This is a genomic window from Gudongella oleilytica, assembly GCF_004101785.1.
Taxonomy (GTDB): domain Bacteria; phylum Bacillota; class Clostridia; order Tissierellales; family Tissierellaceae; genus Gudongella; species Gudongella oleilytica.
This window is the reverse complement of sequence record NZ_CP035130.1, coordinates 709,034-722,529: the sequence shown is the minus strand read 5'-3', so window position 1 is coordinate 722,529 and position 13,496 is coordinate 709,034. Positions and strand designations below refer to the sequence as shown.

The window sequence follows — 13,496 nt, the reverse complement described above, 5'->3', positions numbered from 1 at the left end:
TCAACAAAATCATTTCTAATACTCTTATAGCACTTGATTTTGAAAGCGCTTAATAAGCCCCTTATTGAAGCAACATTAGACCTGAAATATTAAGGACATTCTTTTCAAAACTCAACATAAACATTTTTCATACACTTCCTTATAAGGAAATTTTTCAGACAGTTTCATAATGACAGACCTAGCCGTTTTAATAATTTTGGCAGCAAGAAACACGTATTTCAGACGGAATGTTTTGATTTGCTGTCTGTATTCAGACACGGCAAGGTAGTCAAACTTAAATAACAGAAACAGATTGTATGATAACATCATCATTTGAAAGACTGCTTCATTTGCCCAAAATGATTTTAGCAGAAGTTGACCCACTGCCATGTCGTATTTAGCTTCTTTGATATAATTTTCAGCGTTCCCACGCTTTTCATATGAGATAACCACCGCTTCTGACAGCAATTTTGTATTTGTCACAAAGAAAAAATACTCGTACTCATAGCCTTCTAAAAGTGATAATTGCGCTCTCTCTTTTTCTGGTTTTAGTACGCGAGATACTACAAATCTTCTTTTTTTCTCCCACTTATCTAACTTCGTAAACAATTCTGTAGTTTCTCTACCTTCTGTACCCTTAACGAATGGAATGGATAAATCCGCCACCTGAGATGTAAGTGTTGAATAAGCTTTTGCTTTGATTAAGTATTTGCATCCAAGAGACTCGATTGTTTCAATGATTTCTTCATCAAAGTAACCACTATCCATTCGAAATAAAATTTCTAAGTCGTCTTTTTTCAGGGTAGCTACGATTTCTTTAATCAGTTCAGCAGCACCATTTGCAGTGTAAGTATTGCCACTTCTAAAAAACCCAGTGACGAATGCTTTCAATTCGTCGCAAAATGCAAACTGGATATTGTAGCACCTGTTGCCTAGCTTTTTAGGATTGTATCCTTTGGTAGCGCCTTCTTGATGGCCTTCTACGTTTATAACACTGCTATCAATATCAATAGTGATGGATGTCAGTTTGCTTTTAGACAGTAGTTTTTTGAATACTTTGAAGTTGATTTCTCTGAACATTTGTGTTGTCTTAAAGTTGAATTTCCCCAAGAACCTTGATACTGTTTCAGGTTCTTTTACAGAAATATCGAATTCACGAACGAGCGGATCGGTTTTTAAGAGCTTCAAACGTTCTAGCTTATCTATACCTATAAAATGTCCACAGAGCATGGTCTTAATATGATTCATTTTGATTTTGTTTACAGAGTCACTCTCAAAGATGAGATTATTTTCAATCATCTCAAAAATGGCATTGTTTTTTACATTCTCTAGCAGAAGGAAAAGTCCTGCATTTGAGGTTAGATTCTTAGCATTAAAATCAATTTTATTAATCATAGGCCATCTCCTTCGCAGCGTTTCTATTGCTATATTCTTACCCAATGAGCAAGGCAAAAAACATATAAATAGTATCTTTCTGCTATTGTTTTCTTTCACCCAATGGGTGAAAGATCGGTTTTGGCTTAATCATTATTACAGCTTGCTTTAAGGGCTATTTCGATGTCTCACACGTAGAATCTAGGTATTATTATATCGTAATAATCAATCTGCCTCAATGTGTTGTGTTATGGGAGATTTAAGGGTTAATTATAAATATTTTCGAGTTACCAAAATGAATAGGTCACAAAATTGGGATTTTCTTCAAGCAGCTCAAAAATCCTTCTTGCTGGTCCTGGGAGAGTATTCTTGCCATTTTCCCAAGCTTCTATCGTCTTCTTAGATACTCCTAATAATTGTGCAAAATTTATCTGGGTAAGGTTCAATTTTCCCCTTAGTGTTTTGATTTCTTCCTTATCAAAATTAGAAACCGGTCTAATTATGATTTTATGTCTTCTTCCTTTAAGCTCACCTCTACTTATTCTAACTGCTTCATCAAGACACTTTATTATACTATCATAGCTCATTTCTTAGCCCTCCCCTCAATAGAATATCCCTTTAATTTATCAATATATTTCTTAGTCTTTTTATTGAAGAATACTAAATAATTTAATGAGATAAATTGTGATAAAAGAAAAAGAATCCGATTACCATACAAATTGTACCACCTGGAGAAAATATTACCCACTATAGTGTTTGATTATGTCATATTCTATCCCATAAACATTACATATTTGTAAATATTTTCAATTAGGTCTATAATAATATTAGATAGCATTACTTTAAACCAAAAGGAGGTCAAAAATGGCAAGGTTCAAAACGAGTGATAATGTAGAGCTTTATTATGATGTCCAAGGAGAAGGAAAACCAATAGTTCTGGTTCACGGTTGGTCGCAAAATAATGTAGGATTTGCTCCACAAATTCAGGAACTAAGCAAGCAATACAAGGTTGTTTCTTATGACCTCAGAGGACACGGCCAATCCGATAGGACAGAGAAAGGGCTTACTCTTGACAGATTTGCCCAAGATTTAAGAGAGTTGATGGAACACCTGGATCTCCAAAATATAACACTTGTTGGATGGTCAATGGGGGTTTCGACAACATTTAACTATGTAAAGAAATATGGCGTTGAAAAATTGTCTGGAATAGTATTATTCGATATGACGCCAAAGTTATTGAATGATGAAAACTGGAATATGGGGCTATGGCATGGAAAATATTTCTTGCAGGATGCACTTGATGACATGACTATTATGTGCAACGATTTTGCCGATTTTGCCGATCCATTCTTAAGGAAAGTAGCTCCTTACTTAGATGAGAACATGGTAAAAGGTGCAATGGCAGAGACGTTGAAAAACACTCCCCATGTAATGTATGCAATGTGGCATGCCATGGCATATAACGATTACAGAGATATATTGGGCAACATTACTGTTCCAACTGTAATAGCTTATGGCGAAAAAAGTACATTGTACTCCAGGGAAACTGCGGAATACTTAAATAAAAAAATTCCGGATTCTAAGCTTGAGCCGTTCAAAAATTGTACCCATCTACTGGTAATAGAAAATCCAGACAAAGCTACTCAAGTCATTGCAGATCTGGCTGCCAGAGTTTAATAAAGAAACAGCCCACTGGATCATAGAAATCTGATGGGCTGTTTTCTCATATTTAGTTCAATTCCGGACAATAAGGAAGCTGCGTTCACCAAATCAAAGATTTGGACTTCGCTGCATATGACCTGCGACGAAATCAAAAATTCTGTTAGGTCACAAATAGGAAGAAACTTGTTCTAAAACAAAAAATGTAGCTCATCTCATAACTGAGGTGGGTTATTTTTTTATGTCTTTATGCTTATCCTTTTCGTATTTTCTTGCTTATCCTTTGCTACTCGGGGCGAACACCAAGTGGGGAGTACAAAAAAGATTTCAGCAAGGTATAGTCCACATGCCTACAACTTACTTTTTAGGCTACGACACAGATAAGGATGGAAACATAATAATAGATGAAGAGCAAGCTAAAGTGGTAAGAAGAATCTTTGAAGAATTCTTAAACGGGAAGGGTACTCCCTCAATAGCGAAAGGATTAACAGAAGATGAAGAATTAACTGCCAGAGGGAATGTTACATGGACTTGTGATGCAGTTTATAAAATTCTAACGAATGAAAAGTACATGGGTGTGATTGCCTTGCTCAAAAAACAGTAACTTTAGATTTTTTAACACACAAGCGAGTTCGAAACAGAGACCATCAGCCAAAATTCCTAGTTAAAAATAACCATCCAGCAATTATATCAGAAGAGGATTGGAATGCAGTGCAACAGGAGCTTAAAAGAAGAAGTAAAATGCTACGTGACCCAGATGGGAAGTACAGCATGCGATATATCGGAATTGCAACATTTTCGAATATGCTTTTCTGCGGAGAATGCCAAAGACCGGTAACAAGAAGAAGACTAACTACCCATACTAAGAACAGAGAAAAAGTCCTTTTTTACTGTATGGCAGTGCAGGTCGGCTGCAAGGCTTGATAAAGAGTACAAAGGCTGTAGTTCAAAATATATCTGGGAAGAAGATTTAGAAAAAGAGTTTATGAAGCTACTAATTGGATTAAAGCAAGAAGAAAGACGTTATAGTACAGGAAGCACAAAATATTATAGATGAATATTCATTATCTGAAGCTGAAGAAGCAAGGCTTGAAGAACTTACACTCCAGATTGAAAAAATAACTGATAGAATCAGCGAAATGGCTGGCAGAGCACCTTCAAGAAATGACCCGATTTATGAGGCTACGATGCAACATTTAATGTACGAACAGGAAATTCTAAAGATAGAATTTGAAAGATTAAATGAAAATAATCAGGATACTATTTACATTAAGAACCATCTTGATGAACTCCTTAAATACATTGATGAAGTTGAAGATGAAGACTTCAGGGAAGATATTTTTAGAAAAACAGTTGAAAAAGGATGTGAAGTGGTCAACTTTTATTATGTCATTTACAAAAAAGGAATACTTTTCAACAATCATAGGGTGGAAGTACATTTTAAATGTGGAATTACATGCACCATTTGGGTAAATCATAAGAAAAAAGCTAAATAAATATAAAACCCACTAAGTAAGCAGATAGCAATTATCAAGCTACTTGGTGGGTTTTTTTATTAAACCACAGGATATAAGGAAACCATTGCTTCAATGAATTTTCCCCATTCCGGATTTATATTCTTTTCTTGCTTGGTTAAATAATATTGATACTTGTACAACATTTTAAGGGACTTATTATTACTGTTGTTCGTTTTATAAAGATAAAAAATAAGTTCATACATTTTAATAGCTTGTACATTATCTAAACCAGTTCTCCATGTTTCAGCCTTTTCTATTAGCTGAATAGCATTTGAATCATGTGCGGCAAAATAAGGTAGTCCCTTTACAGCAATATATGACAGCGATTTAACTTCACCACGATCATCTTTATTATCAAGCATTGGGTCATATTTTGTTAAAGGATATGTTTTTCCCTCTATTGAATTCCTAAGTATCTGCTCTTCCATAGTCAATGAAGAATCCTTATGAACTATCAACTTAGTAGGATTAGCATTAATATTTGTATCTACATAGAGTTTTAATGATGTAGACTTGAATTCATCATATACCGCTTCATGAATTGCTAAGTTAGGAAAGGCTTCTAATATAGGTTCTATCCAAATTCGTTTAAACACATCAAAGTCAAAGCTAACTTTAGCATATTTGCTTCTGTCTGGCGGAATAAGAAAATTAGCATCTAAAGTTATAATCTGATTAGGATTACTGAAGATGCTTTCTAATGCTGGGTTTGAGGAGGTTAAATCAACTTTCATCTCCAACCTCCCCATTAAAGAATTCTTCAAATTCTTCTATATCTTCATCTGATACTTCAAATTCATAACCAAAGTCATCGGGGTTTTTATTAAAGAGAGCTAATGTATTAGTAAATTTATCCTCATCTATAAGCTCATCTTCAAAGTTACGAATAATGATTTCTATATCTTTAGGAGAAGTACCAATGTTGTTTGTTGCCTTATTTAGCTTTAAAAATACTTCTTCATTAATTGCTCTACCCATGCGGCCATATTCACCAGCCATATCTCGTTCATCAATTGCAAATAATTTATAATATTGGTCATCAGATATAGCATTAATTTCTTTTAGTCTTTTGACAAGCGAGCGGTATGGAAGCCACCAAGTGCACTGTAATCTTGCAATGAAGCGTAGCAATGTTTTTGTTTGCTTTTTCTCAAGAGATGAAATTTTAAACTCTTTAAGAACAATGCTCTTTATATTGCTTTCTGGTAATAAGAACTCTGCAGCGAATCGGTTAGCTGTTTTTTCAATTAAGTCATTTTCTTCTTCAGAAGGACGGCTTAGATGAGAGCCAGTTTTAGTGTAATAATGATATAACTCATGAGCAATAGCAAAGATTTGTTTATCAAAATAATCAGCAGTATTTAAACCAATAAAAGCAAGTTCCTTATTGCCTTCTTTTGAATACATAAGAGCAGCAGAAAAAGCTGGCTTTTCACCCTCTGATTTAATAGGGTATTCTAATAATAAAATTCCCTCATTATCAAGAATTGTAAATATATCGTTAGCAATAGGAGTGTCTCCTACAAACCCTAAACTTTGACGTGTTCTTTCAGCAAGTTTGCGGATTTCCTCAATTTGTATTTCACTAAGAACGACTGAATGACTCATTTTCAAACTTGCTCCTTAAATTGATTTGTTGTCTAAGAGATAGCATCATTGAAAAAAGTTTTTCAACACCTTCTTTTTCACTATCGCTTAAAGCTTCACTGCGCATAGCCACAAAAGAGTTTTCATATTGGTTTTCTTCTATAAACAAATCTGTGATATCAAATTCTAGTGTATTAGATAAAACTTCGAATTGAGTAATAGAAGGAATAAAATCCTCTTTTTCAATACGACCAAGCATTACCCTATTTATGCCTGTAAGTTCACTTAATTGTACAAGTGTCAATTCTTTTTCATCTCTTTTTGTTTTTACAGTTTTGGCAAGTTTAGAAGTAGATAATTTTTTCATAGCTGGGCCTCCTTTCAATACTATACGTATGCCCTTTGTTTATTAAATGATACTATAAATTACACCAAATGTCAAATTTTAATTATAAATCAAAATAAAATTGATAAAATGAAATTTAAAGTAACATTTGATTATTATACTATCCAATTTATAAAAAATTAGTCTATAAATTATTGTAGGATATAAACAGGTACATTTATATTATTGATGATTAAAGATTATGTTAATGAAGTTTTTGTGAACAGCCAGACTTTTCCCTGCAAGTATAAGGGACTCGTTTCTTATTGCTCTTAGCCAGTAGTAATATTTACTTGGGCTTACTGAGTTCTCCTCACACCAACCCCTTACCGATTTCCCACTGTTTCTGCATTCTGCAATCAACTCGCGCCATTCTTTTACATTCGCTTGATGCTCTAAACTTCGCATATCCATAAGTCCTGAGTTTTGGAGTTCAAAAGAAGAGAACCCTTGATCTGACTTGTTTCAAGTCAGATCAAGGGTGATTTTTTTGTCCGATTATTTCAGATTCTTCGTCAGATCCAGTTTTGTCGAGCTGCGAAACTGCGTAAGGGTCATGTTCTTTCTCAGCGGCTTCATCCCAAGGATTCTGCCCAGGGTCAGGTAGGTTGCATTTACGCGGGTCGGTGTGACAATCAAATTCGGGAATTCACCTTGCACAAGTGCAATGGGGTCATGGATGGCTTCCATGAGTTTTGCGGCTGAAGCATCCTGCTCACCGTTTTGCACCAGAAGATGCTGGGCATAGCGCAACATACTCAAGGCCAGGAAGCAGAGGGTGAAATGCCCTCTGATATGTCCATCGGTATGGACATATACCGGCCGTGCCTTCAAATCGGTCTTCAAGACCCGGAAGCTTTCCTCAATCTTCCACAGTCCTCGATAGATGTCATAGACCTCCTGTGTAGAAAGGTCCAGATTGTTCGTGATAACGGCGTAGTATCCATCATAGCGCTCTGCTTCGCGGATCTTCTCTTCGCTCAAGGTCCAGTTTTCGGTCTCCAGCTCCATTTCCAGAAACTGGTTCATGCCACGCTTGATGGAAGCCTTCAGCTGCTGACTGACTACCTTCTCTCGGGAAACCAGTTCCCCGGTGGTCTTATCCAGTGTGTCCTTCCATCCGGACTCCTCCCAGACCAGTTCTTTGAATTCCTGTGAGGATCTTTTCAGGGTATAGCTGATCACGAAGTCATGTCCATGGGTATAGAGATACTCCAGATTTGCACCTCCATTCAGTCCCCGGTCGGCTACGATGGTGATCTTCTCCATTTTGTATAGGGATTTCAACCGATTCACCGATTGAATGAGTGTGTTCTGGTCCATGGTGTTTCCCTGGAAGAGTTCATAGGTAACAGGAATCCCGTTATTGTCGATGAGCAACCCCATGACCATCTGGACTTCATTATTCTTGTGTTCCTTCGGAAAACCGAACATCCGCAATTCGCCCCATCTGGTGCTTTCAAAGGAATAGGTCGTGACATCGTAGTACGCCCGACCGTTGTCACGGTTCGTGTTCTTCTCGAAAAACCTGCAGAGATGGGCGATCAGATCGTCTTTACAGGAGTCCAGGACATCGAGCACATCATACATCCGGTCCAGTTTCATCTCCTCCAAACCTGCATAATAGGTCTGGTCCTTGGCACAAGCCAAGACACTGCTCGGATCTCCACAACGGTGCAGCAGGAGGTAGAATATGGCTTCGATGACCTTCTGTGCATCACGTTTTCCTGACCGCTCCACAAAGAAGCTATCCAGCTTCAGCTGATCCCATAGTTGAAGAACCAACGCATGTCCGAAGTAATAAGAGGAGGTGACATCGGAGGCATCCAGAATCTCTTCGGAAGACACTTCCAGAGTCACCGGGGTTGCAGACAACTTCTTCTCCGCAGTCATCCGTTTGGCTTCCGCCTTCAGCTTTTCGATGATCTCTGGGTCCTCTGCCAACATGCGCTCATAGTTACCCAAAGTCTGGATCACATGGGTTTTCTTCTTGGTGGTTCCCGGTATTCGTGTATCTTCCCGGAATTGGATCACCCGGTACTTTCCTGATCCTGTAATTGCTACGTACATACTCCACCTCCATAGGATAATCTCAGCTATAGTATATCACATTATAACCGTACATAACAGGACATAATAAATATTTATTCATGAACAATAAAGATCCCTGAAATCAGCTCAAATGAACTGACTTCAGGGATCATGAATTGTCATATTCGTTACTTAACTCCAAAACTCAGGGTCCAATTCGGGACAAGAAGGAAGCTGCGTTCACCAAATCAAAGATTTGGACTTCGCTGCATATGACCTGCGACGAAATCAAAAATTCTGTTAGGTCATAAGATCGTCCCTCTTGTCTTAAATAATCTCTTTGATCAATTCGATTCCTTTTTCCAGCTGCCATTTTTCAACGAACTCATCCTCTGAGTGAGCCTGCCTGATGCTTCCAGCTCCAAATACCACTGTGTTTATTCCAGCCTCCTGAAAAAGGCTCCCCTCAGTCCAAAAATCCACCTCATGAAATTCACCATCGAACTTAGGGTCTCCATTTATGAGGGGCGGTCCATTGAATCTGTTTTCTATCCTTGTATCAACACAGTTAGACTTAATTATATCCAGAATGCTTTCAAGAGATTCAAAGGTCCGTATGGATGCCCTGTAGGTACATCTTTGGGAGACCACATTTCCTGCGGTCCCCCCTTCGATTATCCCGACATTGAAACCAAGCTCATCAAGCCTGATAACGTTGTGAGCTGCTTTAATGATCGCTCCCTTGGCTTTCGTTGAGGAATGGGCTGACTCTGCTACATCCTCCAGAGTAAAGGAGTAATAGCCCCTGTGCTTGTTCACAAGCTTAAGCTCTGTAGGTTCAAATACAACAGCCCGCTTGATCCCATTGACAAGTTCCGATTCAAGGAAATATTTTACCCCTGTCTTTACACCTGACTCCTCATCAACTGAGAATAATACCATAAGGTCCTCTGGTTTAGCCCTCTCTATCGCCTTTAGAACCATATAGATATTCCCTTTTGTGTCACAGGATCCAAGTCCATAGATCCTGCCATCCTTCTCATACATGCTCAATGGGTCCTGACTCCATGCATTGGAAGGCTTCACCGTATCCATATGACAGTTCAGAACTATCTCCGGCTTGCCGAAAATGCCAATCACATTGGTCTTGTTCTCGCTGATCCTTTGGATATGGACCTTACAATCGTCAATCGCTTCAAGTCTTTTGACCAGATAGTCGATCATTTCAGTATAGTTACCTTCGTATGTGTTTATTCCAATCAGGTCAGACAACAATTTCATCTGGTCCTCCTGCTCTCTTATTATTATACTTCCTGATCTGCTGCTATCTCGGATATAAGGAAATATGATATGTTGTTCTCAAAATTCTTGCCCTTTATGATATATTTCTTGCCGTTCTTGATCTCATCGTTGATCATTCTGTACACCTTGGCATTGTTTTGCGGGATCCAGAAGGTATCTCCCAGACTCTCCAGGTCATCCTTTGCCATCGGATAGTCACTAAGCTCATATTTTGCAGGAGTATTACCCAATATAGTTTCGAATACATTCTCCTTAGGTACCTTAGTCTTTATGAGCATGCTGTTCTTACGGGTGTGAACAAATCCGTATGACAGGATATTCAAAGGATATATATTCTTCAGGTAGATATATGAGCTTGCATTGTCAGTCTGGATTATGAATGTCAGATAATCCTTATCCTGAACAAAGTGCATAGCAAGTGCGAAGGTCAAAGATCCCAGCCCCTCACCCTCATGGGCTGGATCGACCAGCAGGGTCCACTCATGAGCCACCTTTGGATCAGAAACATTTCCAACCAGGCAAAGCTTTGCAACAGGTATTCCATCTATCATAAATCCTGCAGTAAGTCCTGCACCGATAGTTCCAAAGTTAGCAAAAGCCCAGTCCGGTGCAGCCATTCCCACTCCATATGCCTTTTCATTCAGCTGGACCATTTCATAGGTAAAATCATACCCTTCAGTAATTGCCGGGTCGATGAATTTTGTCTTAAAAGGGAAATCCTTCATAAGCTCTTTATATTTATTCCAGTGCAGTCTGTTTACAACAATAAAAACTTCAAGGTTAAGCTTTTCATATTTCTTTAACAATTCGATCATCATTTATTCCTCCTATTTAATATTTGCAAGTCTTTGCTGCATCGAATAAAGCTTTATAAATCCATTTGCTTCAGTTCCGCTCCATTTTGATTCCTGTGCATACATGGCAATGTTGGCATTGACCAGTGAATTAGGCGAGCTAAGCTCCACAACCTGTATGCTGTAAGGCTGGACCTTAATAATGACTGTGCCGTTTACCTTCTCCTGCACTGAGTCCGTATAAGCCTCGATGTTCTTTACAAGCGGCTCGTAATAAAGTCCTCCGTAAACAAGATCTGACCACTGGGTCGAAGCCTGCTTGCCAAACATTATCTGTCTCTTGGTAAGGACGATCTGCTCAAGCTTTTTGTGTGCCTCAATGATCGCAAGAAGTGCTGGAGATTCAAACATTATTCTTCCCTTTATCCCAATTATGCAGTCACCGACATATATCTTGCTCCCGTATCCATAGGATCCAAGCATCTCGTTAAGCTTTGATATAAGCTCAATTCCCTTGATTTCCTCATCATTTAGCTTTACAGGAAGCCCCTTCTCAAACTCTATCTTCAGATACTCTTCAGTCTTTGATTCATCTCTTCTTGTAAGAGTATATGCAAACTCGTCAGGTTCCTTGTTCTGGTCTATCTCTGTACCTGAAACTGTTATTCCAAAGATATTCTCATTTATCGAGTACTTCTTAAGCCCCTTGTCTACCTTAAAGCCTTTTTCCTCAAGATACTCGATCTCTTTTGCCCTTGTGATGTTAAGCTCCTTTATGGGCGCTATGATCTTTCCATTTGGACTAAGGGTCGTAAGCGATGCCTCAAATCTGACCTGGTCGTTACCAACAGCCGTCGATCCGTGAGCGACGATGTCAGTTCCCTCCAGCTTGGCAATTTTTAATATCTCCTCAGCTATGATATATCTGTCAGCGCACATCAGCGGATACTCGTCCTCGTAAAGACCGTTGAGCTTTATGAGGTACTGCATGATCTTTTCATATATCCCCTCTGTTGCATCGACTGTGTAATGCTTGATACTGCCGAGAAGCTTTGATTTCTCCTCTATTTCCTTGAGCTTCCCCTCACTGAAGCCTCCGGTGTTTACTACTGCTGTTACCACATCATAGCCCTTCTCCTTAAGATACAAAACACAAAACGATGTATCAAGTCCTCCTGAAAAGGCCAGTACCACTTTATCCATATTTCAGCACTCTCCCATCTATTTCTTTAAGAAATCCTTTCCCCTCTGGGTAGACTTCATTACTGCCTCCCTAGAAGGTCCTCCAATAAGGTTCCTTTTACTAACACACGTCTCAACAGAAATCTCCCCGTATATGTCCTCATCTATAAGCTCGCTGAACCCCTTAAGCTCATCCAAAGTAAGCTCAGACAGCTTCTTTTTCTCCTTTATCCCGTATTGGACGATTTGACCTGATATCTCATGAGTCTCCCTGAAGGGTACCCCTTTCCTGACAAGGTAGTCCGCAAGATCTGTGGCATTCGTGTAACCATCCTCAGATGCCTCATACATCCTGTCCCTGTTAAACCTCATCGTCCTTATCATTCCATCAAACACCTCCAAGCAAGCCTTCACGGTATCTATAGCATCAAACACTGCCTCCTTGTCCTCCTGCATGTCTTTATTATATGCCAGCGGCAGTGACTTCATCATGGTGAGAAGAGTCATGTTCGATCCGTATACCCTTCCAGTTTTGCCCCTTATAAGCTCGGCCATGTCAGGATTCTTCTTCTGAGGCATTATACTGCTCCCTGTGCTGTAACCGTCATCCATCTCAACATATGAGAACTCGCTTGTAGACCAAAGTATCAGTTCCTCGCAAAACCGGCTTAGGTGCATCATTATTATGGAAAGACCTGATACCAGCTCTATTGTAAAGTCCCTGTCGCTTACTCCGTCCAGGCTGTTGTAGGTTATGTCGTTGAATCCAAGGAGACTGCAGGTATACTCTCTGTCAAGGTCAAAGGTAGTTCCCGCTAAAGCACCAGAACCCAATGGCATTATCATGATCCTCTTCTTTGCATCCATGAGCCTTTCGATGTCACGCCTGAACATTTCAAAATACGCCATAAAGTAGTGGCCAAGTGTCAGCGGCTGAGCCTTTTGCATATGAGTGTAACCTGAGATTATGGTGTCGAGGTTACTTTCAGCTAATTTGAGTAAGGTCTCCTCAAGTTTTTTAAGAAGAGCAACTATATTGTCAACCTCCCTGCCAAGGTACAGCCTGAAGTCCGTTGCAACCTGGTCATTCCTGCTTCTTCCAGTATGGATCTTCTTTCCAAGGTCTCCGATCCTTTCAGTCAATGTGCTTTCAACGAAGGTATGTATGTCCTCATGGTCCATCCCGATCTGTACTTTGCCATCCTCAATATCCTGCAAAAGCTCATTCAAAGCCTTTTCTACCTTCGATGTTTCATCCTCTGTAAGCACCCCGCACCTGTTCAGTGTTTTGGCATGGGCAATGCTTCCAAGAATATCCTCCCTGTATAACCGCCTATCCACGTGAATTGAGGATTGGAAATCAAAGGCTGCTTTTTCAGTCTGATTTTCAAAACGTCCACCCCATAGCTTCACAATTATCACCTCTTTTAGTAGTTATATACAATAAAAAAATCCCGATCTCTTTAAAAACTAAGAGACGGGATCACCGTGGTACCACTCAAATTGACATATACATGTCCACTCAACACCTTAACGCAGGCTAACGTTCCTCCTACTGCTGTTTCAAAGGAATTCTCATTGGCTCTTTTCCCATAAGGCTTTAGTATCAGGCTTCCACCATCCCCGACTCTCTATACCAAGCTATTTATTGGTACTTCTCCAATTCATCGACATAAAGTATTAATA

Annotated in this window: 15 protein-coding genes, 1 pseudogene and 1 other annotated feature; of the genes and pseudogenes, 5 read left to right on the top strand and 11 right to left on the bottom strand. The window is 39.1% G+C overall.

Annotated features, from left to right (window positions below; genetic code table 11):
- Positions 1 to 111: 111 nt before the first annotated feature.
- The gene (locus EC328_RS03260) at positions 112 to 1,374 is read right to left on the bottom strand and encodes an IS1380 family transposase (RefSeq protein ID WP_128425473.1); all 1,263 of its coding nucleotides are present in this window, start codon (positions 1,372 to 1,374) and stop codon (positions 112 to 114) included.
- A 266-nt stretch (positions 1,375 to 1,640) separates the two neighbouring features.
- Positions 1,641 to 1,940 (bottom strand): helix-turn-helix domain-containing protein, encoded by a 300-nt coding sequence (locus EC328_RS03255; RefSeq protein ID WP_128425472.1) that lies wholly within the window; start codon positions 1,938 to 1,940, stop codon positions 1,641 to 1,643.
- Positions 1,941 to 2,217: 277 nt separating this feature from the next.
- On the opposite strand from EC328_RS03255, the gene EC328_RS03250 reads away from it, so the two are divergent.
- The 5 genes and pseudogenes from EC328_RS03250 to EC328_RS03235 all read left to right on the top strand — a co-directional run bounded on the left by EC328_RS03250 (position 2,218) and on the right by EC328_RS03235 (position 4,508).
- Positions 2,218 to 3,030: an alpha/beta fold hydrolase gene (locus tag EC328_RS03250; protein WP_128425471.1), complete on the top strand. Its 813-nt coding sequence runs from the start codon at positions 2,218 to 2,220 to the stop codon at positions 3,028 to 3,030.
- A gap of 328 nt (positions 3,031 to 3,358) precedes the next feature.
- Complete coding sequence (locus EC328_RS03245) at positions 3,359 to 3,616, top strand: recombinase family protein (RefSeq protein WP_164906013.1); 258 nt, start codon at positions 3,359 to 3,361, stop codon at positions 3,614 to 3,616.
- Positions 3,617 to 3,627: 11 nt separating this feature from the next.
- A pseudogene (locus tag EC328_RS11910) lies at positions 3,628 to 3,735 on the top strand (recombinase family protein); the annotation flags it as partial.
- Between the two features lie 18 nt (positions 3,736 to 3,753).
- Positions 3,754 to 3,936 (top strand): hypothetical protein, encoded by a 183-nt coding sequence (locus EC328_RS11705; protein WP_240671513.1) that lies wholly within the window; start codon positions 3,754 to 3,756, stop codon positions 3,934 to 3,936.
- A 215-nt stretch (positions 3,937 to 4,151) separates the two neighbouring features.
- Complete coding sequence (locus EC328_RS03235; RefSeq protein ID WP_128425469.1) at positions 4,152 to 4,508, top strand: hypothetical protein; 357 nt, start codon at positions 4,152 to 4,154, stop codon at positions 4,506 to 4,508.
- A gap of 59 nt (positions 4,509 to 4,567) precedes the next feature.
- Here EC328_RS03235 and EC328_RS03230 read toward each other — a convergent pair whose 3' ends face one another.
- The 9 genes from EC328_RS03230 to argH all read right to left on the bottom strand — a co-directional run bounded on the left by EC328_RS03230 (position 4,568) and on the right by argH (position 13,223).
- Positions 4,568 to 5,263, bottom strand: a complete 696-nt coding sequence (locus tag EC328_RS03230) for a hypothetical protein (protein ID WP_128425468.1) — start codon at positions 5,261 to 5,263, stop codon at positions 4,568 to 4,570.
- Positions 5,253 to 6,137, bottom strand: coding sequence for an ImmA/IrrE family metallo-endopeptidase (locus EC328_RS03225; RefSeq protein WP_128425467.1), 885 nt, complete (start codon positions 6,135 to 6,137; stop codon positions 5,253 to 5,255). The genes EC328_RS03230 and EC328_RS03225 overlap by 11 nt, the downstream gene beginning before the upstream one ends.
- On the bottom strand, positions 6,115 to 6,483 hold the full coding sequence (locus EC328_RS03220) for a helix-turn-helix transcriptional regulator (protein WP_128425466.1): 369 nt from the start codon (positions 6,481 to 6,483) through the stop codon (positions 6,115 to 6,117). Before EC328_RS03220 ends, EC328_RS03225 begins: the two co-directional genes overlap by 23 nt.
- A gap of 201 nt (positions 6,484 to 6,684) precedes the next feature.
- Positions 6,685 to 6,909: an IS66 family insertion sequence element accessory protein TnpA gene (gene tnpA, locus EC328_RS11905; protein WP_420841490.1), complete on the bottom strand. Its 225-nt coding sequence runs from the start codon at positions 6,907 to 6,909 to the stop codon at positions 6,685 to 6,687.
- Positions 6,910 to 6,999: 90 nt separating this feature from the next.
- Positions 7,000 to 8,571, bottom strand: a complete 1,572-nt coding sequence (locus EC328_RS03215) for an IS1634 family transposase (RefSeq protein WP_128425465.1) — start codon at positions 8,569 to 8,571, stop codon at positions 7,000 to 7,002.
- A gap of 288 nt (positions 8,572 to 8,859) precedes the next feature.
- Positions 8,860 to 9,813, bottom strand: coding sequence for a M20 family metallopeptidase (locus EC328_RS03210; RefSeq protein WP_128425464.1), 954 nt, complete (start codon positions 9,811 to 9,813; stop codon positions 8,860 to 8,862).
- Positions 9,814 to 9,836: 23 nt separating this feature from the next.
- Positions 9,837 to 10,649 carry a GNAT family N-acetyltransferase gene (locus EC328_RS03205; RefSeq protein WP_128425463.1) on the bottom strand — a complete coding sequence of 271 codons (813 nt, stop codon included), beginning with the start codon at positions 10,647 to 10,649 and terminating at the stop codon, positions 9,837 to 9,839.
- A 12-nt stretch (positions 10,650 to 10,661) separates the two neighbouring features.
- Positions 10,662 to 11,831 carry an argininosuccinate synthase gene (locus tag EC328_RS03200; RefSeq protein ID WP_128425462.1) on the bottom strand — a complete coding sequence of 390 codons (1,170 nt, stop codon included), beginning with the start codon at positions 11,829 to 11,831 and terminating at the stop codon, positions 10,662 to 10,664.
- 18 nt (positions 11,832 to 11,849) lie between these two features.
- Entirely contained in the window at positions 11,850 to 13,223 is a 1,374-nt protein-coding gene (gene argH, locus EC328_RS03195) for an argininosuccinate lyase (RefSeq protein ID WP_128425461.1), read from the bottom strand.
- 57 nt (positions 13,224 to 13,280) lie between these two features.
- Positions 13,281 to 13,487, bottom strand: a binding site (T-box leader).
- Positions 13,488 to 13,496 lie beyond the last annotated feature (9 nt).

What these genes read in the sequence shown, in the direction of transcription:
- EC328_RS03260 (WP_128425473.1), bottom strand. Translation starts at nt 1,374, where the DNA reads ATGATTAATAAAATTGATTTTAATGCTAAGAATCTAACCTCAAATGCA.
- EC328_RS03255 (WP_128425472.1), bottom strand. Translation starts at nt 1,940, where the DNA reads ATGAGCTATGATAGTATAATAAAGTGTCTTGATGAAGCAGTTAGAATA.
- EC328_RS03250 (WP_128425471.1), top strand. Translation starts at nt 2,218, where the DNA reads ATGGCAAGGTTCAAAACGAGTGATAATGTAGAGCTTTATTATGATGTC.
- EC328_RS03245 (WP_164906013.1), top strand. Translation starts at nt 3,359, where the DNA reads ATGCCTACAACTTACTTTTTAGGCTACGACACAGATAAGGATGGAAAC.
- EC328_RS11705 (WP_240671513.1), top strand. Translation starts at nt 3,754, where the DNA reads ATGCTACGTGACCCAGATGGGAAGTACAGCATGCGATATATCGGAATT.
- EC328_RS03235 (WP_128425469.1), top strand. Translation starts at nt 4,152, where the DNA reads ATGGCTGGCAGAGCACCTTCAAGAAATGACCCGATTTATGAGGCTACG.
- EC328_RS03230 (WP_128425468.1), bottom strand. Translation starts at nt 5,263, where the DNA reads ATGAAAGTTGATTTAACCTCCTCAAACCCAGCATTAGAAAGCATCTTC.
- EC328_RS03225 (WP_128425467.1), bottom strand. Translation starts at nt 6,137, where the DNA reads ATGAGTCATTCAGTCGTTCTTAGTGAAATACAAATTGAGGAAATCCGC.
- EC328_RS03220 (WP_128425466.1), bottom strand. Translation starts at nt 6,483, where the DNA reads ATGAAAAAATTATCTACTTCTAAACTTGCCAAAACTGTAAAAACAAAA.
- tnpA (WP_420841490.1), bottom strand. Translation starts at nt 6,909, where the DNA reads ATGCGAAGTTTAGAGCATCAAGCGAATGTAAAAGAATGGCGCGAGTTG.
- EC328_RS03215 (WP_128425465.1), bottom strand. Translation starts at nt 8,571, where the DNA reads ATGTACGTAGCAATTACAGGATCAGGAAAGTACCGGGTGATCCAATTC.
- EC328_RS03210 (WP_128425464.1), bottom strand. Translation starts at nt 9,813, where the DNA reads ATGAAATTGTTGTCTGACCTGATTGGAATAAACACATACGAAGGTAAC.
- EC328_RS03205 (WP_128425463.1), bottom strand. Translation starts at nt 10,649, where the DNA reads ATGATCGAATTGTTAAAGAAATATGAAAAGCTTAACCTTGAAGTTTTT.
- EC328_RS03200 (WP_128425462.1), bottom strand. Translation starts at nt 11,831, where the DNA reads ATGGATAAAGTGGTACTGGCCTTTTCAGGAGGACTTGATACATCGTTT.